This window comes from Photobacterium japonica, from assembly GCF_050337005.1.
Classification (GTDB): domain Bacteria; phylum Pseudomonadota; class Gammaproteobacteria; order Enterobacterales; family Vibrionaceae; genus Photobacterium; species Photobacterium japonica.
In genome coordinates this window covers 1-19,555 of the sequence record NZ_JAKJSN010000074.1, presented here as the reverse complement: position 1 = coordinate 19,555, position 19,555 = coordinate 1, and the positions used below count along the sequence as shown (strand labels likewise).

Below are 19,555 nucleotides of genomic sequence, written 5' to 3'. Positions count from 1 at the left end.
ATCGGGAATGGCGCGTTGGAGAGCATGACGACCGACAGGAGCGATGATACCGAATTCTGCCATCATCGCGCGGATCTGGTTAAGTAACGCCGTGCGTTCATGTACCCAATTTTCGCGGGCGCGATGAAGCATCAAAATCGCTTGCTGCTCGGGAGATTTGATTTTTACGAAGCGCGTTGAAGGACGGGCAACGGCGATACAAATAGCGACTGCATCGTTAAGATCGTTTTTGGCGCCCGTTCTGAAAGGCGCCACATACTTGGCCGCCATGATTTTTGGTGTATGACCAAGCTTTGTTAATTCACGCGCCCAATAATGGGCACTGCCACAGGCTTCCATTCCGATGATAGCGGGTGGTAGGTTTGCAAACGTGGTTAACACTTTTGAGCGCGATAGCGTTTTATGAATCAATACCTTGCCTGTAGAATCCTCGCCATGGATACTGAACGAATGTTTGGCAAGATCAATGCCATAAAGTGATTTTGACATGGTGGCCTCCGAACGTTTTTTACCCAGACTTATCAAGTGTGGCAGAGTCTGGATGAGGGGGAGTCCATGTCATTCGTTATGTTTATGGAGGCAATATGAGCGGAGTCAAAATTCCCTTTGCTTTGGATAGTAAAGGAAATTAGGTTTCAATAGTGGATTATTACAAGCTTGGGGCTCCCAAACCTATTTATTGTGTAGGTACAGAATGTGGAGCCTTATTAAATCATGTTTCAGAATTTAAGAGGGAAGGAAAAAATGGATCTCAGCACATACCTGCACATTTTAGGCTAGCACAAAAAGTAGTCCATGCTGATCATTGTATATTTAAAACATCAGGGAATGATAGCGTTGGCGTAGATTTATCTGATCAGGATGTAGCTTCTGCTTTAAAGCGGGGCGAAGAATTGTTTCGTATTCATATTATTGATACGGATGATCGGCGGAAAATACATATTAAAGAGGGAGACTTTGTTCATAATCCGAACGTAAATTCAGTGAAAAAGGATTACAAAGCTAAAGGTAGGAAATCTACTTATGTTAAGACAGTACAAAGCTTAAAAGAAATATATTTATATGGTGTTAATAATCCAGTAGCAAGGAATAAAATCCAACTCATGGTTAATGGTGAAAAAAGGTTATGGAATGACTTTTTCTATTCAGTTGGACAGTATGAACTATTAAAGCAAAAAATCCGTAATGAAGGAGTAGTTAAAGCAGCTGTTATAGGAAAAGTTAATGTTGTGAGATTACCTTCTAATCTTAACCCTTTTGAGCACATCGAATTTTACCCACAGAAAAGACGTTTTGGTTCAGATAATTATCCAATAGTTAAACTAACTAAAAGTATGAATTCTAATTTGTTTAATTTTGGCAGCAGAGTCTTATTCTATGGAGGCTTTGCAATTGAAACAAACTCGAACAAGCAAATGATTACAGCAGCTGTTGGCGATGAGTTTAGAACTATTGTCTCATCTGATTCTCAGGTGGTTGAAATATAAACATAAGAAAACAAACAAAAAAACAAACAAGACACCCATGCTTTTGTACTTTTTTGCCTTGTGTTCTAGGCTTGATTTATCAGGGATGAATCAAGAGGTCACTAAGGATGCCAAAGGCAAGAAAGACACAAGTGAGTCTAATAGATACACCGTATTACCATTGTGTATCACGGTGTGTGAGAAGAAGCTTTCTTTGCGGGAAAGACCCGCTAACGGGCAAATGCTTTGAACACCGTCGCGGCTGGGTAGAGCAACGATTGCTGTTTCTCGCCAAGGTGTTTGCACTAGATGTTTGCGCCTATGCGGTGATGAGTAATCATACTCATATTGTACTGCATGTTGATAAAGACCAAGCACAGAGCTGGACACAAGAAGAGGTCATCACCCGTTGGCATCAAGTGTGCAAAGGCAATTACCTTTCAAACAGTTGGATAGATGAAAACCAACGTAGCAAAATGGATAAGGCTCAATTGCTGGCGGTAGAACGCATTGTTGAGGATTGGCGTGAACGGCTGCATGACATCAGCTGGTTTATGCGGTTGCTCAATGAGCCTATTGCCCGTCAAGCCAATAAAGAAGATGGCTGTACAGGCCGCTTTTGGGAGGGCCGATTTAAATCTCAAGCATTGCTTGATGAGGCCGCATTGGCTGCGTGCATGGCGTATGTTGACTTAAATCCCGTACGTGCGGGCATAGCTAAAACTCCAGGAATATCAGCCCACACCAGCATTAAAAAGCGGGTGAACGCCGCAAAATCAAGCCACCAACCGAAATCATTACTTCCTTTCGTCGGAAACCTACGTACCAATATGCCTAAGGGCTTGCCCTTTGTGTTGACTGACTATTTATTACTTGTCGATGAGACCGGCCGTGCGATTCGAGATGGTAAAAAAGGAAGTATATCGCAGGGGGCGCTTAATATCGTTTTACGGCTTGGCTTAAGTGAAGAAAATTGGTTGGAACTGGCGGGGTATTTAGAGAAAAATTTCTCAGGCGCTATAGGTAAAGAGCATCTTTTACGGGAATACCATTGCCATATTGGCAAACGACGAACGCAAGGGCTAAGTGCTTGTCGAAGATTGTTAAATGCGGCTTGATTTTATAGAGTTGAGGTGTTTTATGGAAGAATTTAACAATGGGTGTCACGCTAAATCCAAAGTTTCAAGAACTTTAGACCGCCCCCTGAGTTTTACGTTGTAAAGGCTATTTTGTGGGTCAATGCATTGCCTGTCGCATCTTCGCCATGGATACTGAAGCTATGTTTGGCTAAATCGATGCCATAGAGTGAAAGTGACATGGTGACCTCCGAACATATATCGTGTTTGACTCTTCAAGTGTGGCAGAGTCTGGATGAGGGGGAGTCCATGTCATTCGTTAGGCTAAAAGGAGATAAAATGTATTCAAATACACACTATGAGAATTATCCAAATCTCAAGCCTTGGGTTGGTTCAAAGTATGGCCAAGGTAGGACTAAAAAGCTGTTGGTTATTGGAGAAAGTCATTATTTGCCCAAAGGGTCCACATCATCATTGAACATCGAAAATTGGTATTTAAATAATCAAAATGACCTCACTGATACCGAAAAATCTTGGATTAATACTAGCGGTATCATTAAAAAGAATATCCCTACCAACTTCCCAAAAAAGTCTCATTGGATTTATAGAAATGTAGCGAAAGAGATTAATGATGCATTTTTTGGTTACACGAACTCAGCTGATATTTTAGAGCATGTGGCTTTTATGAATTACTTTCAAAGGCCAGCTGAAAATGAAGGTGACAGTATTAAAGTTCATTCTTTAGACTTGAAAATGTCTGAAACTATCGTTACGGACGTAATCAAAACTCTGAGTCCAGATCTTGTTGTTTTCTGTTCAGCAAAGGCTGGAGAGTACGGTGCAAAAGTTGTACGTAATTTAGGCCTTGAGTGTGTTGTGGCTCCTCATCCATCGAGCCAATGGTGGAATCGAGAGGCAAAAAAATATGGTGGCTTTGGTCGGGAGGTTATTCCGAAATTCTTGGTTAAGCGCAAGTGGTCAGAATTAGCCTAACAAACGACTATGGCGTCAATAATTAATTTTTGGCGTTGTTTTCATCCCATATGGTGCCATCTCGCAGCATGGAATTTAAGATCACTACCATCTTTCTGACGCATGCAATGATCGCGACTTTCTTAGGTTTACCTGCGGCTAATAGTCGCTGGTAAGTCGCTTTAAAAACAGGGTTACACTGCATCGCAGACATCATAGCCATGTAGAGCACGGTGCGTACTTGTGCTCGCCCCCCCCCCCTGAATGACTCGCTTGCCTTTATAGCGTCCACTTTCTCGATTGATGGGGGCAACACCAATGAGTGCAGCGGCTTGTTTGTTGGTTATAAGTCCAAGCTCAGGGACGTTGCTAATGATGGATGCCGCTGCGACTTTTCCGATCCCGGGAACGCTCTGCAGAAGACGATTTTTGTTTTGATACTCAGAAACTGCACAGGCTTCCATGTCATTCGTTATATTCACAAGGAGGCATCTATGTACAACGTTGAAAAATGTCAGTACCCAGAAATAGTTACAGATGATTTCTTTAAATACACTTCAAAAAAAGTATCAGGGTTTACTGGCCTGCAAATCCGAGATGGTGCTTATGGTGGGCTATCAAGCTCTAAAAAATCTGATGGTACGGTTCACTTTTGTTGTAATAAAGATTTAGAAACAGAAGTGTTTTTCGATGTGATTAAATGGGTTGAGCAAAATGCTCAAGATATTTTACATCTTTCCCTTGCCTCATTTGAGGAACTGTATTGGGAAATGCGCGATTTGATAATCGAAAGCCTTATTGATGAGAATCCTGATGATGTTGTACCTTCTATTTCAGGGTACAAAGACCTCAAAGCTCTTTGCGGTGTTGTTGCGGTTAATATAAAAGGAAGTGGTACAACAACGAAGCCACGTTTTGGAATTGAGTTTGGTTGTAATTGGGAAGACGAGCACGGGGCTGGAGTTAGTTTCAATGGGTTGGACATAATTGAAAGTGGTTATGCTTCTGACGCGTTTGACTTTGAGAAACAACAAAATTAACTAATGTCGTGTCCGTTAAAGTGGGTCAACATCACATGGTGGCCTCCGAGATTTTATCGAACCTGACTCATTAAGTGTGGCTGAGTTGGGTGAGCATGGACTCCATGTCATTCGTTATATTTTATGGCAGTATGACGCATATATATAATGATTACATTTATGAATTTCAAGGTTGTCTAGAGTGCATTGTTAATGCCAGTTTATGACCCTGATAACCCTACGCGGTGCGGAACCTCATTCGTTAGGCAGCATCTTAATGTGCCCGTACTCGGTGTCGATATGTTAGCTATGTATCGCAAGGTATGAGCCTGCCGCTATCATCACGCTGCCTGCACTTTGATTTAATCGCTGCTGTGCGCGTGGTGTTTTGAGCTGCTTTGCGATTCGGCTTGCACCAAAGGCTACCAGCATGACGGCGGACATTAACGCTATGGATGACAGTACGGAGACAAGGAAAATATCTTGCGTTTGTAAGGCCGTTAGATCAATAAACGTGGGTAAGAAAGACATGTAAAAAAGAATCACTTTAGGGTTTGACGCGGAAATCAAAAAACCTTGGGTAAAGCTAGCAAATGCTGCGGTCGTTCTTTGTTGTTCGGATTCTGAGAGTACTTTACCTTCCACATGGGGTAACGTTTGGAACATCTTATACCCGAGGTAGATCAAATAAGCGGCCCCTAAATAGCGAATCGCGACAAACACATGTGACCAATTATCTGCAATCGTCGCGAGCCCGAAACATGCCAACATAAGATAAATGAGATCGCTCGTGATCATGCCTGTTGCCAGGATGAAGCATTTTCGAGGGCCATATACCATGGCTCGCGCAAGAATAGCGAAAATCCCCGGTCCCGGGGTAATGCCAAAGATAAACATTGCAATGAAAAATGTTACCGCAGACTCAAATGACATTTCATTTATCTAAATAGACTGATCAGAAGCCGAAAAATAACACAGAAAATCGCTCTTATCGAGTGATATGTCTGACTAAAAAAGCATTGATATTATCGATTTATTGTCCGCCGAGATCATCAATGTTTAGCGGTCTTCACACAGAGTGCTGGCAGGTGGTGTTTGCATCGGTTGCAATGGTTTTAGATCCCCTTCTGAGTTTTGCCAAAATGAAAAGGGTATTGCGGGACAAGGCGTTGCCAGTGATATCGTCGAAATGGATACTGAATATCTATTTGGCTCATTCATCAAGGAGCGTTGCGATGAGATTCGAAGCAGTTAAAACTGGGATCATTTTGAAAACAGAAAGATATCAAGATTGCCTTTCATTTTACTCGAATATTTTAGGTTTAAATGTTGTTTCTGAAAAAATTGACGGTGATTTTATGATGTCTGAACTTGCATTCGGAGATTCATATTTTCTCGTTGAAACAGGCGGTCAATATTCATCAACGGCCAAAGGTGTTGATAAAAATCCGATAACAATAAGGTTTGATGTGGCTGATCCGAGTCAAGTATTGGCACTGCTTCGCTCACACGGGGTGAACGCTGACTATTATGAGTACGATTGGGGGAAGATAGTGTTGGTATATGACCCCGATGGCAATCGCGTTGAATTTAAGGCAGAGCCATAACAAGTGCCCAGCATAACCTTGACTCGTGGCGTGCCTTTTACCGATAGACAGTGATTAAGACATTGAAATCTATTCAGACGAGTCAACGATCATTATGTCGCTGGGAGGGAAAGGAATAACAAGGATGTTGAATGAATAATAAAAAATGGCTCTGTGCCGCGATTTTGCTAATCGGAGGGCCTTCATTGTTGCCGTTCAGTTTAGAGGTTATTGTGCTGATCGAGCTGTTTGGCGTATTGGGGCTATGGACGATATATGCATCTTATGCACAATATTTGGCGAATCACCCAAACGTAAAAAGCGCCCTGCGTGTGGCGACCAGTTGGGATGTACAGCCTCAAATGCTTTTCTCTCTCCGCGATCTAAAAGCCTACCCACCGTTAGTCTTCCATATGCTTCCTGTACAGAGCATACTGGTTTGGTCAGTCAATATTTTGTTTTGGGGGGGCTTGGCTGGGAGTGCCATGCTTTAAGCGCTTTAACAATTCATTGCCGTCAACGTGATTGACACGATGACGGCGGTGTTTATCTACTTCTCGACAAACATGTGGTTGGCTTTGGTCACGCCTCTGTCGTAGGTACAGAATGTGTCGGTCGCCGCTTCGGTTTTGCTGTGAATTTTGATGTTGGTAATCACTTCCAGTGCGCCTGCGTCGTAGCACGCTTGTTGCGCCGCTTTTACGATCTCTAACAGGTGATTCAACTCACCTTTCATTGTGGTTTCCATCGCACCCACTTGGTAGGGAACGTTAGCGGCTTTGACGACTTCAATCGCTTTATCAACCACTTCAAAGTTATTCCCTTCTTTTAATCGAGGAATGACTTGGAACGCGACAAAGACATCTTTCATTACAGGGTTTTCAGCTGACATTGGTGTTCAAACTCATGACGTTCGGTGTGTCGGCATGTTATCACTTTTTTGTGTCTGCACGAGGGAGCGGTGCGCATTTGTGTGTGTGGTTCTCATGTTGCAAGAACCTGAGAGTAACCCCTGAAATTTGATAAAAGCCGATGTACGCAGAGGGGGATCCATTGTCTGACGACTTTTCACGATGGATACTGAATACGTTCTTATTCGGTTTACTTATTGAGCGAGTAGCGGGAAAGGCAGGAAACGACGTTTTTCGTTTCACATAAAAGGAGCGATTGTGAAAAAGCTATTTAAGTACCTGGGTTTTGGGCTGTGCAGTATTATCATATTCCTTCTAGCGGGCTTATATTGGGTTTCCTCCAGCGCTATTGAACAAGAGGTAAACGTTGAACCTTTTCTTGCTGAGGCAATCCCAAAATTAACAGAATGGGAAAAGACACATTATCAAACGTTCATGTCAGAAAAAGCTTTTGGTGAATTGAACTCGGAACAATGGGATTTGCTGTTAATCAAGTTGTCTTCGTTAGGTCAATTAGAAACGGTCGGCAAAGAAAAACTGATAAAAATTAAAACGCTTTCTCCGATAGGTCGTTCCAGCATTACTTATGTGTATTATCGCGTTCCTGTGGCTTTTTCTACGGGACGAGCTCATATCGAGTTAGGATTGCAGCTTTCAGAGAATAAATTAGAAATTAATAGGATAAATTTTTTGTCTGATATCTTGCTCCAATAGCGAGGTAAAGGCGTTCTCATGTTATGCCACCGGCCACTGCTTGGGGTGAATCATGAAAGCAGTAATTCGTATAGTTCAGGAGGAAAAACATGATAGAAGAACACGTAAGAGAAGAGATCCTCCAGCGCCTGCAACGCACCGAAAAAGAACACGGGGTGCGTATTTTAATGGCGATAGAATCCGGCAGCCGTGCATGGGGCTTTGCGTCGCCGAACAGTGACTACGATGTGCGCTTTATTTATGCCAGAGAGAAAGACTGGTATTTGAGTGTGGATCTGGAAGATCGACGCGATGTGATTGAATACCCGATTGTCGATGATATCGACCTCAATGGGTGGGATGTCAGAAAGGCGCTCAAGTTATTCTGGAAATCGAACCCTGCGTTTGTTGAGTGGATCCAATCGCCAATCACCTATATTAATCAAGGTGATTTTCGTGATGTTGCGAGTCAGTTATTACCCAGTGTCTATTCGGTGGAAAAGGGCATTTACCATTATCGCAGTATGGCGAAAACCAACTACCGAGGGTACTTACAAAGTGACAAGGTGCCATTGAAAAAGTACTTATATGTGCTTCGGGCTTTGTTGTCGATTCGGTGGCTAGAGCAATACGGCACCGTCGCCCCGATAGAGTTTGATAAAGTACTGACATTGGTGACAGATCCGACGTTGCTTGAGGCTATTCATGCGTTGTTGACCAAGAAAAAAGTCAGTGAAGAGAAAATGTTGGAACCGGCTATCCCGGTGTTAAACGCCTTTATCGAATCGGAGTTGGCACGATTGGAAAACATCACGTTAGCACGCTCAGATCGTACGGGTGAAATGGCCGCTTTGAATGCCCTCTTTTTGCAGGTGCTCAATACGCAGGCTGAAGAGTAAGGGAGGTGAGCGATGGCGTATGCTCCCGAGTTTACGCGACGGGACAAATTCATCCGACTTGGCCTAATGGCAGCAGCCATGATCGCGACGTATTTCTTTTTTGAATACAGGGTATTTCCGTTTGTGGAGGCATTGGCCTCACAACCGTATTGCTATGAGTATTGGGGGATGAACGGGGCAGAGTTCTTGTTCATGTGGATCCTGAGTGCTTTTCCTTTGGCCATGAGTGCCATCCTGTTCGTGATGTTGTTTCCTATCGGCAATCGCAGTTGGCAAGAAGGCCAATACCCGCCATCTACCATGAAGGTGTATAAGCCCACGGTCATTCAGCACGGTTTTATTGCGCGCGTGAGAGCGGGTGCATGTATGGTTATTCCTATCTTGTTTTTACTGGTGGGAATAGCAGGCACTGTGGAATGGCAGTCTTATTCCTTTGAAAAAGCCGATGTTGCCACAGCAGAGGAGACGGCCTCGTGCCCGACCTAACGCGTCATTAGCTATTGAACAAGAAAGCAGGCGAAGAATAAGGAAAGAGACGATGATACCGACGTTGCAGGGTGTGCGTTTGACGTTACGCCCCATCATGTTTTCTGATCGCGAGGATTTATTCGCAATCTATGGCAATGCCGAGGTGATGAAGTATACGGATGAACCGCCGTTCCCAACCTTAGAGACCGTTGATCAGATGTTAGCCAGCGTCACGGCCCTTGAGCGTGCTGATGCGTCGTATGAATGGGCGATTACTCTCGTGTCTGATGGAGCATCGGATAAGTCGACGGATACGCGGGAAAGGGTGATAACTACGCGGGAAAAGATGATCGGTACCTGTGGTTTGCACAGTTTCAATGATGATCGCACACAGTGTGAAGTAGGGTGTATGCTCAATGCGCACTATTGGCGGCAAGGTTACATGACTGAGGCCTTACAGGTGTTGATGGATCATGCTGCTACGTTGGGGATCACAGAGCTATGGGCAGAGATTGATGCGGCCAATGTGGCATCAATTAGCCTGTTTACTCATTTAGGGTTTATGTATCAGGGAGTCAATGATCAGGACTGCCACTTGTACTCTCGTGATATGACCGCAGGGTAACCCCCTGTGTTCGGAGAGTTGTCACGGTTAAAAAAAGCGCGCAGTGGTGACTGCGCGCTTTTTAATGCGTAAGAGGTCAGTAAGTAATTACTTTGCTTCGATTGCTTTTTGAACCGATGGACCGATCTGACGCTTACGTGATGTTACGCCATCCAGTACCAACCATTCTGCGGTGTTTTTGCCTTTGAATGCCGCCTGAGCAATTTTCTGATCGGCGCTGTCAATCCACAGTAGGTTGCCTTTCTTGTTCTTGGTGTCGATAACCGCAAAGAACAAGTGATCCAAGCCTTTCGCTTTTTTGTGTGCTTTCATCGCTTTGATGAATTCATCTTTACGCGCAAGCAGTTGATCCGCTGTTAGCGTTTCCGCTACGCCGATACCCACTTTCTTGCCGCCGTAACCGAAGTTTTTGTAATCCAGCGTTAGGATCTCTTCTGCGCTGACTTTGCTGAGGTCAGATTTTGCTTCTAGCATCTTCTCACCAAACGCTTTGATGTCTTTAACGCCAGCCACTTTCGCCAGTTTTTCCGCGTATTGACGGTCGAAATCTGTCGTTGTTGGTGAGCTAAATACCACGGTATCAGACAAGATGCCGCCCAGTGTGGTACAGGCGATGTTTGCAGGCAGTGTCACGTTTAGCTTTTCAGCACGGTCAGCCAGAATAGTGGCTGCTGAACCCCAAGGGCGGATATCAATCGCGGCCACTTGTGTTAGGTTCACGGGGTTACCGCCAATTGCGTGGTGGTCAACAATCGCGACTACGTCTTTTTCTTTCAATGACGCATGTAGCTGGGTTTTCTGGTTGAAGTCAACCAAACCAATCGCGCCGACTTTCACGCTGCTTAGTGCAACGGGTGCTGTTGCTTTACAGTAATCCAGTACAAACTGGCTTTCTGGGTTAATAGCTTCTGGTACGGCAGCTGTACCGCCATAGATGTGTGCTGCAGCGATAGCAGAAGTCACGGTGTCAGTATCTGGGCTCATGTGACCCGTCCACACTAAGTTATCCGTGTTGTTCGTTTTCGGTGCAGACAGTTCAAAAGCCAGCGCAGGTGCGCTGAACACTGAAACAAGCAAAGCGATATGAGAAAGTTTCATGGCAGTTCCGTATTTGCTGTTCATTCAATGAATGAAAAAGAATCAAATTGTTATGGTTTGAAAAGTGTTGTTACAAACGGCCGACATAGTGAAAGAGCAACGCGATTAAGCCTAATGTCATTGCCATATTTTGCGAGTCACCGTTGAAATATCGATGTTAAGAATATGAAAAATATGACCTATTTGACTTACCCCTCGAAGAGCTGTTGATAGAGTAATCAATTGTTGTTCATATACCGTACACCCGATGATGAAACCGGAGAAAGCAGGGGGGAGAATGGCGGCTGAACATGACGGTTTGCTGACAAAACGATGAATAATTAATCGGTAGGTCTGTTCTATTGATCTATTGAAACAAAGTCCCTGCTTTTTGTATTGCAATTACAGGGGCTCGGATGTAAAAGGGATCATCTTATCTTATCGGATGAACAGCGTGGGTACGTACCGACTGTTTCGGGTAGTTTTACTCTTTTCAGTAATGGCCATTTTATTTGGTCAGGGAAGCGTGTCGCCTGCATTTCGTGCCGTACAAAATGTCCCTTTGTATGCCTCGCTGTTTAGTGCCAATCAACTTGAAAGCCTCGGGTATCTTCATCCCAATCTGCAGCAAGCCGCGTTACTGAGTCGGCTGACGCCGCGTTTGAATACGCCGCGCGGTACTTCGACAGTGACAGAGCGGTTGGGGAAGCAATCAGAGCCTCCGCGCGTATTATTGTGGTTTGAACGGGTGCGTAGCCTGTTACTCACCATGGTATTGATTCCGGTGTTGCTGCGGATCAATCGTATGACAGCAAGTCAGCATCGTGACGAATGGCACGATGCGAACTTGCTTTATCGCTTTATCCATACCCGCTAGACACGTAAAGACAGCAAATTGTTGGGTTGTGTTTAGGTTGATGTCTCGGAGTTTTTTATGTTTGATTCTATTTTTTCTGTGTTGATGTCCCTCTGGCATCAAGACTTTGCGGCGCTATCGGCGCCAGGCAGCGCGAGCCTTGTGTACTTAGTCGTGGGTGTCTTGATTTTCCTTGAGAGTGGTTTTATTCCGGCTGCGCCGTTCCCGTGTGACAGCGTGGTGGTGCTTTCCGGTACGTTGGCTGCGGTCGGTGTGTTAGATCCGGTGTTGATCATGGTGGTGATCATGGTCTGTGCGGCAACGGGTAGTTGGGCGGCGTACATGCAGGGTAAATGGCTAAACCGTCTGCCGAAAGTGCAAGGCTGGGTGAATGCGGTGCCTGAGCGTCGCATGAAGCAGGTCGATGCTTTACTTGGGCGTCATGGCTTGGTGGCGCTATTCTGTGCGCGCTTTATTCCGGTGGTGCGTTCACTGTTGCCATTGATGATGGGTATGCGCGTGAATAAAGTCAGCAAGTTCCATTACTTTGCATGGCTAAGTGCGATTATGTGGACATTGCTACTGTGTGGCTTTGGTATGATCCTGCCGTCACTGCCTGAACATCTGAGCCGTTGGGTGACCATGGCGTTGATGGCAGCCCCGGTGATCACATTCTGTGTGGCGTTATTGAGCTTCCTGACGTTGCGTATTCGCAAAGCGTGGCGTAAAACACCAGTGGCGGAAACAGAGAAAGTCTCCCACTGAGTCTCTCGCTAAGAAACAAAGGCGCCTAATGGGCGCCTTTGTTGTTTCTGCGGGGTCTGTTTGTTGCGTTGCGTGTGAATTACGTACGATGCGGCGATGAGGGGATCTCTTCACTCACCCAATGTAACAGTTGCTTGATGGCTCGCGACAGCACCTGGTTCTGGCGCACAATGTAACCTAGGCTGGTGGTCGGAAAATCCGGCAGCGGGGTGATGGTGCTGGTGAGGTTCAATTTCGGATGCAGCGAGAACGCCGGCACAATGGCCACACCAAAGCCGGCTTCTGCCCAATCAATCTGTGCATCCACACTGCCCACTTCCATCACGCGGTACGGGGGCAGCTTCAAACTGGGCAGCGCCAAATCAATCAAATCCCGCGTACGGGTATCGTGCCCCAATAATATCAAGGTCGGTTCGTCGCCCTGCGTATGCGGGGAGGGCGGCGTGTTGGCACCCGCGGCTGCGCGTGCTTGCCAGTCGGCCAATCCGTTGCCGAGCGCACACCACTGCACTTGACGCAGTTCGGTAAAGTGCAGCGGTTGACTTTCTTTCTGCGCGATCACAAAGCCTAAATCGGCCTTGGCACTTTTCACTAATGCCGCGGCTTGGGTCGAGGTGGTATTGAACAGTGACAGATCGATCCCCGGAAATTCCCGCTTGAAAGACTGAAACGGTTTGATCAGTAATAAGCGCGAAATGATGTCACTGGCGGCAATCGACAGGGTGCCTTGGCACAGATCATTGATCGCATTGAGATCGGCCTGACAGACCTGCAACTCTTGCAGGGTGTGCTGTGCGCTGCGCAGTAAACGCTCACCGGCTTGGGTTAAGCGAAACGGGTTACGTTCAATCAATTTCACCCGTGTGGTTTGCTCTAACTGCTTGAGGTGCAGGCTCACGTTTGGCTGGGTCATGTGCAACTCGGCAGCGGTTTTGCCGAAGTGTTCTAACCTTGCCAAGGTCACAAAGGTGTTCAACCAGTGCAAATCTAACATGGGGATGCTCTTGTGTGAAAAGTGGTCAATGGGGTGGTGTGGTGCGCATTGTACTCGCTTTGTGTGCATTGCCTATATGAAATTCTTATCGCTCCTATAACAATAATTAATTTTTGTTATTGCGACGGGCGGCATAGGATAGTGACTTCGCTATTTAAGGAGTTGAAATTATGTCGTCTATTGTTGTTGTTGGTGCAAACTGGGGTGATGAAGGTAAAGGTCGTATCGTAGACTTTTTGGCCGAACAAGCATCGGCAAGCATTCGTTTCCAAGGTGGTAACAATGCGGGTCATACCGTAGTGAATGACTTTGGTACTTTTAAGTTACACCAACTTCCAAGCGGCGTATTCAACCCTGATTGTATCGGTGTGTTAGGCCCTGGCATGGTAATCAGCCCTGCTTTGCTTTCTGCGGAGATTGCCGAAGTTGAACAATCTGGCGTAAAAGTCAATTTGTGCGTTTCTGATCGTGCAACACTGTGTCTACCGCTACACGCAGAAGAAGATACACTGGAAGAGCTTCGTCTAGGTGACGGCGCCTACGGTTCTACGCGTCAAGGTATTGCACCTTGCTACGGTGACCGTGTAATGAAAAAAGGCATTCTAGTGGGTTGGTTGAAACAACCCGAAGTATTAGTAGAACGCATTCAATTTATGTTGGATTGGAAACTGCCTCAACTGCGTGCGCTATACCCAACCTTCAAGTTTGAGCAAACGGCGCAAGAAATGGCAGATTGGTTGCTAGAAGTGTCAGCACCTTGGCGTGATGCGATCTGCAACGTGACCCTACCAATGAAAGCCCTACAAGCAGAAGGTAAGAGCCTGTTGTTTGAAGCGCAGTTGGGTGCGGGTCGTGACCTTGTTTACGGTGAGTACCCTTGGACAACGTCATCTAACTGTGTCTCTATGTATGCAGGTATTGGTGGTGGTTTGCCAGCACTTCGCCCAGAGCGTGTTATCGCTGTTGCAAAAGCATTCAGTTCATCAGTGGGTACCGGCACGTTGATCACCGCGATGGAAGAGCAAGATGCATTCCGTGAGCTAGCGGGTGAGTTCGGTGCCACCACCGGTCGTCCACGTGACATGGGTTACTTCGATGCCGTAGCAACGAAGAACGGTGTGGAGCTACAAGCCGCAACAGAAATCGCCTTGACCAAAGTGGATTGCCTGAGCGGCTTGGCGGATCTGAAGATCTGTGTGGCTTATGAAGGCGATCACAGCGAAAACCCAATTTGGCCACAAACGGCTTCTTTGGCACCAATCTATGAAAAGATGGAAGGCTGGAACGAAGACATTACGGGTTGCCGTCACTTTGACGAGCTACCAAAAGCGGCGCAAGACTACGTACTGCGTATTGAAGAACTGATGGGCGTGCCAGTGAAAATGGTGTCTGTCGGTCCTGGCCGTGAACAAATGATCATGCGTTAATCACAGACGGGCTATTTGCCCTTCCGACTGACGTATTCAGCGAAAAAAGCCAGCCTTGGTAACGGGGCTGGCTTTTTTGCTTTCATTTACCCAAACTTACTTTGCCAATATTGCAGTAAGAATGTGATGAAAATCACAGTTCATTTTGTATGATGATTGCAGTTTTCCACTAAAAAGCGTCATGCCATGCGCCATTACCAACATTTTGCTCTGAAGTATTATCGTTTTTTGTATGTTTTTCGGGTGTTTACTGCCCTTAGCCTGATTCAGTTGATCATCTATCTCTTCAATGTGCCTTACGGGACGTGGGCGTTGATCACCGCCGTGACCGTGATGGGGACCATCCCCTTTATCGGTGGCGTTCTGTCAAAAGCCAAACAGCGGATATGGGGTACCGTGATAGGTGCGGCCTTAGGCTTGTCGTTGTACTTGATTCCGTCGCAATGGAACTGGTTACATCATGGGATGTTTTTAGGACTGACGCTGGTGGCCATGTACTGCACCCAGAAGAAGTACGCGTATGCCTCACTGGTGGTCGCGATTACCATTGTGGTGGTCGCTGGTGGCGGGCCGGAAGATTTCGATGCCGCGCTGTGGCGTACGGTGAACGTGCTGTGGGCGGGGATTGTCGCTATCCTGTGCAGCATTTATGTGTTTCCGTCACGGGCGACCGATCATTTCTTTGATTTAGTCAGTCAGTTTCTCGCTCAAAGTGGGCAGTTCTATCACCAGCATAATCAGGCCCTATCAAGGGGCGCGTTTGATCCGCTGCAAACGCAAGCGTTGGCACAGTTGCTGGATCAACAACAAGAGCTGTTGCCGCACGCGATTAAAGAAGCGGGTCATAACAAGCAGGTGATCATCAATACTTTGCTGATCGAAAAGCGGATGTACACCATGATCGATACGTTAGTGAGTACCTCGTGGGATACCCAGCAGGGGCAAGAAAAAATCAGTGACATGCCCTGCCTGACACAAGCCAAAGAACAGTTGGCCCGCCGCTTTGCGCGTCTGAGCCGACAGATCACCCGCAAAGCCATCACGCCAATCCATAAAAACGAGATCATCATTTTGCATTTGGTGCCACAACGTGCGCCGCATGATCAGGATGATATCAGCGACGTCAGTTATTTTGGCTACTTGTGGCTGAATCGCGAATTGGCGCGTCAGTTTTCAACCTTGAGTCAAACACTGTGCAAGTTGTTCCGGTATCAGGGGCAGTAGCACAGGTGGGATGATCCTGCAATTACCTGACACTTACTCATACAAACAGCCAGCCTTGTTTATCGCTGGCTTTTTTATTTGCTGCCATACTGTTATGACCGTCACCGTTTGCAGCCGCAAGTAAGGCGGTGATTGGGAATTCTGAAAAATACCAAGATATTAGATGCGTTGACGTGGAGGGGAACTCATGAAGGGCTTATATATATTGTCTGGTTTGATGTTATCGGGATTGTCTTGTGCGGCGCTGGCCGAGGAGGCGGGTTGCGGTTCAACGTTATTGCCTTCGTGGAAAGCGGGTGAGAGTAAAACGGCCATTATGGATTTTGTTACCCAAGCCACGAAGAAAGACACAGATAAATTTGTCGCGGTTGAAGACCGTATTGCGGTGTTTGATAACGATGGCACCTTGTGGTCAGAAAAGCCGTATTACTTTCAGTTGGCGTTTGCCTTTGATCAGATCAAAGCCATGGCCAGTGAGCACCCAGAATGGAAAACACAGGCACCTTTTAAGTTTGTGCTTAATGATGATGTGAAGAGTGTGTTTGCTGGGGGCGAAAAAGCACTGTTAGAGATTGTCATGGCGACCCATTCGGGCATGACGGTAGAGGCTTATCAGAACACCGTTGCCCAATGGATCAAGGCAGCTAAGGATCCGCGATTTAATCAAGCCTATACCGCGTTAACGTATCAACCCATGAAAGAAATGCTCGCCTATCTGCAAGATAACCAATTCAAAACCTACATCGTGTCGGGTGGCGGGGTGGATTTCATGCGGGTATGGGCGCCGCAAGCGTACAACATTCCCCAAGAGCAGATCATTGGTAGCGCGTTAAAGTACCAATACCATTATAACGACGGCAAGCCTACCGTGACCAAGCTGGGTGAGATCCTGACTATCGATGATAAAGCCGGTAAAGTGGAGAATATTCAACATATCATTGGCAAGAAACCCATTCTTGCGGTCGGCAATTCCGATGGTGATCAAGCCATGATGCAATGGGCGACGAGCCAGCCCAATGGGATGGCGATGATTGTGCACCATACCGATGCCGAAAGGGAGTGGAAGTACGACCGCCAATCTGACGTGGGCCATTTGGATTCTGCGTTGGATGAAGCGAAAAAGCGCGACAATTGGCACCTGATCGACATGAAAAATGCGTGGTGTGAGGTATTCTAATGAGCCCCGTTGCTCGCTGGTATAACAGTGTACAACGGGGATAAAAAGCACGAAAACAAACCGGAATAGCCGTCACTATTCCGGTTTTTTATTGCTATTTAACTAACGCTTCAGGCTTGTTAGCTAGGGTTGCGCCGTTAAAGCTTATCAACCACAGCCCAAATTCCGGCCAATACATCTTGCCCGTATGCCACGCTGCGTTCGGGTGACCAGCCATAGAACTCATCAGGGTAGTCGATGTGATCTTTGAACGGCATTTCTACCGTGTAGGCCAAGCATTTGAACTCTTGAGCGACCCAGTTGGTCGCGACGGTCAGGTTTGCGGTGCCCGGTACGTTTTTCTCGTAGCCGTGTTCATCCTGGAATTCTGGTGTGATAGTTAATAGTACTCGTTTGAATGCCTTTTCTAACCCTTCCATGCGCGCATCATAAGCCGGTACGCCTTCGCTGCCCGCGACAAAGTTATACGGAATCGCTTCATCACCGTGAATATCCAAGAACATATCCACACCGGTTTGCAGCATACGTTCACGTACGTAATACACTTCCGGGCTACGCTCTAGCGACGGGGTTTGCCATTCACGGTTTAAGTTAACGCCAATCGCATTGGTGCGCAGGTGCCCACGGATACTGCCGTCCGGGTTCATGTTCGGCACAATGTGGAACACGACGTTGTCGAGCAGCGCACGCCCCACGGTATCGGTCGCATCCAACAAGCGTTGTAACAGGCCTTCAATGAACCATTCCGCCATAGTCTCGCCGGGGTGTTGGCGACCAATGACCCAAATGTTTTTCTTACCGTCGGCCGGTTCCCCAATGGTCAACAGGCTGATGTCGTGGTTATCCAGCGTGGCGCCCAGCGTTTCTAAGCGGCAATGGAAATGGGTTTGTGCCTGATGCAGCAGATCCAAATGACGGTCATACGGGTAGGGGGCAAAATAGGCGAAATACATTGATCCGTATTCAGGGATCACCGTGAACGTGAGGGTATCGCCATCGAACTCGGCTGGAATGCGGAACCATTCTTCGCGATCATAGGAGGCGACGACGTCGTACTCTTTCCAGCCTTCTGGATAGGCGGACGTAGAGAGGTTCTGCAGTGAAATGTGGTGGGAGATATCCGGCTGACTTTCAAGGCGGAAATGGAACCATTGCGCGAAGTCAGATTGGTTATCGGCAGGGATCGTCAGTTGAATATCGTCAGGGCTATCGGCGAGAACAACGTGGATGTTACCGCTCTCAAAATTGCTGAATATTTTCATGATGCCTTTCTACTCTGGAAAAATCATTGTGAGTCATTACGCTAACGCAATGTGGCGGTGTCAGCGAGCACTAAAAGTGAATAGTATGATTGGGTTATAAAACTATGATCTGAGTATAAGCATAGCGTGAATGCGCTAAACACTATCAGTAGCATGAGGTGAATGCGTGTAAAAATGGCGTTTTTCGTTATGTGAGTGTGGGGATTGCGTAAAACCACGTAAGAATTGCTGATATTATAAGCAGTTGAACTTTCTGCACTTTACATCACCGCTGTTGTTTCGTATTATCGCCGCACTCAGGAGAGATGGCTGAGTGGTTTAAAGCACCGGTCTTGAAAACCGGCGTGGGTTTATAGCCCACCTAGGGTTCAAATCCCTATCTCTCCGCCACATTCTAGAAATCGGGTTTACCGGGTTTCATACAGAATTGGAGCGGTAGTTCAGTTGGTTAGAATACCGGCCTGTCACGCCGGGGGTCGCGGGTTCGAGTCCCGTCCGCTCCGCCAACACAACGAAGCCTCGTCAGAAATGACGGGGCTTTTTTGTATGCGTTGCATTTAGGTGTTCGTCCTGCACCTGTTTACCTCACCATTTTCATCAAACATAGATATCCCTCCGAACTCGCCGATCATGCTCTTTACTGAATGAACGGATTCAATAACAATTTGCTGAGTTGACTCTCAAATTCTATTGAGCGTAGAAGCATAACTGTATCGATATGATAGATGTCCAGTATTTAGTGAAAAGTGATAGCTAAGAGGAATTTATAGCTATGTCGATACCTGCGCGGTACTGAGAGAGGCATTCATTTTTCTTTGAAACGGATATGAGGGCGGGTCATTGATGATCAATAACACGTTGATGCATTTAACTATTTGAGTTGGAGAAATGTGGTATATCKTATCTGACATGAGATGGAAACATACTCAGATAAAGGAAGTTAAATGATGGATGACAGTTTTTCTTTTTCAAATAAAATAAAATCAGATTATCTTCACTTACTGGAAGAAAATTATTCAGCAAAATATGATATAAATCAATATAAAATTGAATTATAT

Annotated in this window: 22 protein-coding genes, 2 tRNA genes and 1 pseudogene; 18 read left to right on the top strand and 7 right to left on the bottom strand. The window is 46.3% G+C overall.

Annotated features, from left to right (window positions below):
* Positions 1 to 489, bottom strand: a 489-nt coding sequence (locus L4C36_RS21315) for an IS110 family RNA-guided transposase (RefSeq protein WP_428479801.1), incomplete at its 3' end; no start/stop codon positions are given.
* A 152-nt stretch (positions 490 to 641) separates the two neighbouring features.
* Here L4C36_RS21315 and L4C36_RS21310 point away from each other — a divergent pair.
* From L4C36_RS21310 to L4C36_RS21295, 4 genes are all read left to right on the top strand, one after another.
* Positions 642 to 1,487 (top strand): hypothetical protein, encoded by an 846-nt coding sequence (locus tag L4C36_RS21310; protein WP_428479800.1) that lies wholly within the window; start codon positions 642 to 644, stop codon positions 1,485 to 1,487.
* Between the two features lie 176 nt (positions 1,488 to 1,663).
* Positions 1,664 to 2,584, top strand: a complete 921-nt coding sequence (locus L4C36_RS21305) for an alpha-amylase family glycosyl hydrolase (protein WP_428479799.1) — start codon at positions 1,664 to 1,666, stop codon at positions 2,582 to 2,584.
* A gap of 111 nt (positions 2,585 to 2,695) precedes the next feature.
* Positions 2,696 to 2,770, top strand: a complete 75-nt coding sequence (locus L4C36_RS21300; protein ID WP_428479802.1) for a hypothetical protein — start codon at positions 2,696 to 2,698, stop codon at positions 2,768 to 2,770.
* Between the two features lie 111 nt (positions 2,771 to 2,881).
* Positions 2,882 to 3,535: a hypothetical protein gene (locus L4C36_RS21295; RefSeq protein ID WP_428479798.1), complete on the top strand. Its 654-nt coding sequence runs from the start codon at positions 2,882 to 2,884 to the stop codon at positions 3,533 to 3,535.
* A 22-nt stretch (positions 3,536 to 3,557) separates the two neighbouring features.
* Here L4C36_RS21295 and L4C36_RS21290 read toward each other — a convergent pair.
* Positions 3,558 to 3,960: pseudogene (locus tag L4C36_RS21290) on the bottom strand (transposase); the annotation flags it as partial.
* Positions 3,961 to 4,008: 48 nt separating this feature from the next.
* Between L4C36_RS21290 and L4C36_RS21285 the strand changes: the two are divergent.
* A complete protein-coding gene (locus L4C36_RS21285) occupies positions 4,009 to 4,554 on the top strand; it encodes a DUF6985 domain-containing protein (RefSeq protein ID WP_428479797.1) in 546 nt (181 codons plus the stop codon).
* Between the two features lie 282 nt (positions 4,555 to 4,836).
* Here the strand turns inward: L4C36_RS21285 and L4C36_RS21280 are convergent, their stop codons facing one another.
* The gene (locus tag L4C36_RS21280; RefSeq protein WP_428479796.1) at positions 4,837 to 5,466 is read right to left on the bottom strand and encodes a LysE family translocator; all 630 of its coding nucleotides are present in this window, start codon (positions 5,464 to 5,466) and stop codon (positions 4,837 to 4,839) included.
* A gap of 302 nt (positions 5,467 to 5,768) precedes the next feature.
* Between L4C36_RS21280 and L4C36_RS21275 the strand changes: the two genes are divergently transcribed.
* Positions 5,769 to 6,140 carry a VOC family protein gene (locus L4C36_RS21275; RefSeq protein WP_428479795.1) on the top strand — a complete coding sequence of 124 codons (372 nt, stop codon included), beginning with the start codon at positions 5,769 to 5,771 and terminating at the stop codon, positions 6,138 to 6,140.
* A 131-nt stretch (positions 6,141 to 6,271) separates the two neighbouring features.
* The gene (locus tag L4C36_RS21270; protein WP_428479794.1) at positions 6,272 to 6,613 is read left to right on the top strand and encodes a hypothetical protein; all 342 of its coding nucleotides are present in this window, start codon (positions 6,272 to 6,274) and stop codon (positions 6,611 to 6,613) included.
* Between the two features lie 56 nt (positions 6,614 to 6,669).
* On the opposite strand, the gene L4C36_RS21265 is transcribed toward L4C36_RS21270, so the two are convergent.
* Complete coding sequence (locus L4C36_RS21265) at positions 6,670 to 7,011, bottom strand: thiamine-binding protein (RefSeq protein WP_428479793.1); 342 nt, start codon at positions 7,009 to 7,011, stop codon at positions 6,670 to 6,672.
* 277 nt (positions 7,012 to 7,288) lie between these two features.
* Here L4C36_RS21265 and L4C36_RS21260 point away from each other — a divergent pair, with 277 nt between their 5' ends.
* The 4 genes from L4C36_RS21260 to L4C36_RS21245 all read left to right on the top strand — a co-directional run bounded on the left by L4C36_RS21260 (position 7,289) and on the right by L4C36_RS21245 (position 9,715).
* Complete coding sequence (locus tag L4C36_RS21260) at positions 7,289 to 7,744, top strand: hypothetical protein (RefSeq protein ID WP_428479792.1); 456 nt, start codon at positions 7,289 to 7,291, stop codon at positions 7,742 to 7,744.
* A gap of 89 nt (positions 7,745 to 7,833) precedes the next feature.
* Entirely contained in the window at positions 7,834 to 8,622 is a 789-nt protein-coding gene (locus L4C36_RS21255) for a nucleotidyltransferase domain-containing protein (protein ID WP_428479791.1), read from the top strand.
* A 12-nt stretch (positions 8,623 to 8,634) separates the two neighbouring features.
* Positions 8,635 to 9,108, top strand: coding sequence for a hypothetical protein (locus L4C36_RS21250; RefSeq protein ID WP_428479790.1), 474 nt, complete (start codon positions 8,635 to 8,637; stop codon positions 9,106 to 9,108).
* 52 nt (positions 9,109 to 9,160) lie between these two features.
* Positions 9,161 to 9,715, top strand: coding sequence for a GNAT family N-acetyltransferase (locus L4C36_RS21245; protein ID WP_428479789.1), 555 nt, complete (start codon positions 9,161 to 9,163; stop codon positions 9,713 to 9,715).
* A gap of 87 nt (positions 9,716 to 9,802) precedes the next feature.
* On the opposite strand, the gene L4C36_RS21240 is transcribed toward L4C36_RS21245, so the two are convergent.
* Positions 9,803 to 10,813 (bottom strand): manganese-dependent inorganic pyrophosphatase, encoded by a 1,011-nt coding sequence (locus L4C36_RS21240; RefSeq protein ID WP_428479788.1) that lies wholly within the window; start codon positions 10,811 to 10,813, stop codon positions 9,803 to 9,805.
* Between the two features lie 505 nt (positions 10,814 to 11,318).
* Between L4C36_RS21240 and L4C36_RS21235 the strand changes: the two genes are divergently transcribed.
* Together L4C36_RS21235 and L4C36_RS21230 are read left to right on the top strand one after the other, a co-directional pair.
* Positions 11,319 to 11,669: a ferredoxin reductase domain-containing protein gene (locus L4C36_RS21235; RefSeq protein ID WP_428479787.1), complete on the top strand. Its 351-nt coding sequence runs from the start codon at positions 11,319 to 11,321 to the stop codon at positions 11,667 to 11,669.
* A gap of 57 nt (positions 11,670 to 11,726) precedes the next feature.
* Positions 11,727 to 12,413, top strand: coding sequence for a DedA family protein (locus L4C36_RS21230; RefSeq protein ID WP_428479786.1), 687 nt, complete (start codon positions 11,727 to 11,729; stop codon positions 12,411 to 12,413).
* Positions 12,414 to 12,492: 79 nt separating this feature from the next.
* Here L4C36_RS21230 and L4C36_RS21225 read toward each other — a convergent pair whose 3' ends face one another.
* Positions 12,493 to 13,407, bottom strand: coding sequence for a LysR family transcriptional regulator (locus L4C36_RS21225; RefSeq protein WP_428479785.1), 915 nt, complete (start codon positions 13,405 to 13,407; stop codon positions 12,493 to 12,495).
* Between the two features lie 170 nt (positions 13,408 to 13,577).
* Here L4C36_RS21225 and L4C36_RS21220 point away from each other — a divergent pair, with 170 nt between their 5' ends.
* The 3 genes from L4C36_RS21220 to L4C36_RS21210 all read left to right on the top strand — a co-directional run bounded on the left by L4C36_RS21220 (position 13,578) and on the right by L4C36_RS21210 (position 17,235).
* Positions 13,578 to 14,834 (top strand): adenylosuccinate synthetase, encoded by a 1,257-nt coding sequence (locus L4C36_RS21220; RefSeq protein ID WP_428479784.1) that lies wholly within the window; start codon positions 13,578 to 13,580, stop codon positions 14,832 to 14,834.
* 186 nt (positions 14,835 to 15,020) lie between these two features.
* Positions 15,021 to 16,058, top strand: a complete 1,038-nt coding sequence (locus L4C36_RS21215) for an FUSC family protein (protein WP_428479783.1) — start codon at positions 15,021 to 15,023, stop codon at positions 16,056 to 16,058.
* Between the two features lie 187 nt (positions 16,059 to 16,245).
* The gene (locus L4C36_RS21210; protein WP_428479782.1) at positions 16,246 to 17,235 is read left to right on the top strand and encodes an HAD family hydrolase; all 990 of its coding nucleotides are present in this window, start codon (positions 16,246 to 16,248) and stop codon (positions 17,233 to 17,235) included.
* Positions 17,236 to 17,372: 137 nt separating this feature from the next.
* Here L4C36_RS21210 and L4C36_RS21205 read toward each other — a convergent pair whose 3' ends face one another.
* Entirely contained in the window at positions 17,373 to 18,497 is a 1,125-nt protein-coding gene (locus tag L4C36_RS21205; protein WP_428479781.1) for a M14 family metallopeptidase, read from the bottom strand.
* A gap of 299 nt (positions 18,498 to 18,796) precedes the next feature.
* On the opposite strand from L4C36_RS21205, the gene L4C36_RS21200 reads away from it, so the two are divergent.
* Positions 18,797 to 18,887 (top strand) — tRNA-Ser (locus L4C36_RS21200).
* A gap of 39 nt (positions 18,888 to 18,926) precedes the next feature.
* Positions 18,927 to 19,003: transfer RNA gene (locus L4C36_RS21195), tRNA-Asp, on the top strand.
* Positions 19,004 to 19,555 lie beyond the last annotated feature (552 nt).

Bases quoted from the DNA above. Each gene is read 5' to 3' on its own strand.
- L4C36_RS21295 (WP_428479798.1), top strand. From the start codon at position 2,882: ATGTATTCAAATACACACTATGAGAATTATCCAAATCTCAAGCCTTGG.
- L4C36_RS21285 (WP_428479797.1), top strand. From the start codon at position 4,009: ATGTACAACGTTGAAAAATGTCAGTACCCAGAAATAGTTACAGATGAT.
- L4C36_RS21280 (WP_428479796.1), bottom strand. From the start codon at position 5,466: ATGTCATTTGAGTCTGCGGTAACATTTTTCATTGCAATGTTTATCTTT.
- L4C36_RS21275 (WP_428479795.1), top strand. From the start codon at position 5,769: ATGAGATTCGAAGCAGTTAAAACTGGGATCATTTTGAAAACAGAAAGA.
- L4C36_RS21270 (WP_428479794.1), top strand. From the start codon at position 6,272: ATGAATAATAAAAAATGGCTCTGTGCCGCGATTTTGCTAATCGGAGGG.
- L4C36_RS21265 (WP_428479793.1), bottom strand. From the start codon at position 7,011: ATGTCAGCTGAAAACCCTGTAATGAAAGATGTCTTTGTCGCGTTCCAA.
- L4C36_RS21255 (WP_428479791.1), top strand. From the start codon at position 7,834: ATGATAGAAGAACACGTAAGAGAAGAGATCCTCCAGCGCCTGCAACGC.
- L4C36_RS21250 (WP_428479790.1), top strand. From the start codon at position 8,635: ATGGCGTATGCTCCCGAGTTTACGCGACGGGACAAATTCATCCGACTT.
- L4C36_RS21245 (WP_428479789.1), top strand. From the start codon at position 9,161: ATGATACCGACGTTGCAGGGTGTGCGTTTGACGTTACGCCCCATCATG.
- L4C36_RS21240 (WP_428479788.1), bottom strand. From the start codon at position 10,813: ATGAAACTTTCTCATATCGCTTTGCTTGTTTCAGTGTTCAGCGCACCT.
- L4C36_RS21230 (WP_428479786.1), top strand. From the start codon at position 11,727: ATGTTTGATTCTATTTTTTCTGTGTTGATGTCCCTCTGGCATCAAGAC.
- L4C36_RS21225 (WP_428479785.1), bottom strand. From the start codon at position 13,407: ATGTTAGATTTGCACTGGTTGAACACCTTTGTGACCTTGGCAAGGTTA.
- L4C36_RS21220 (WP_428479784.1), top strand. From the start codon at position 13,578: ATGTCGTCTATTGTTGTTGTTGGTGCAAACTGGGGTGATGAAGGTAAA.
- L4C36_RS21215 (WP_428479783.1), top strand. From the start codon at position 15,021: ATGCGCCATTACCAACATTTTGCTCTGAAGTATTATCGTTTTTTGTAT.
- L4C36_RS21210 (WP_428479782.1), top strand. From the start codon at position 16,246: ATGAAGGGCTTATATATATTGTCTGGTTTGATGTTATCGGGATTGTCT.
- L4C36_RS21205 (WP_428479781.1), bottom strand. From the start codon at position 18,497: ATGAAAATATTCAGCAATTTTGAGAGCGGTAACATCCACGTTGTTCTC.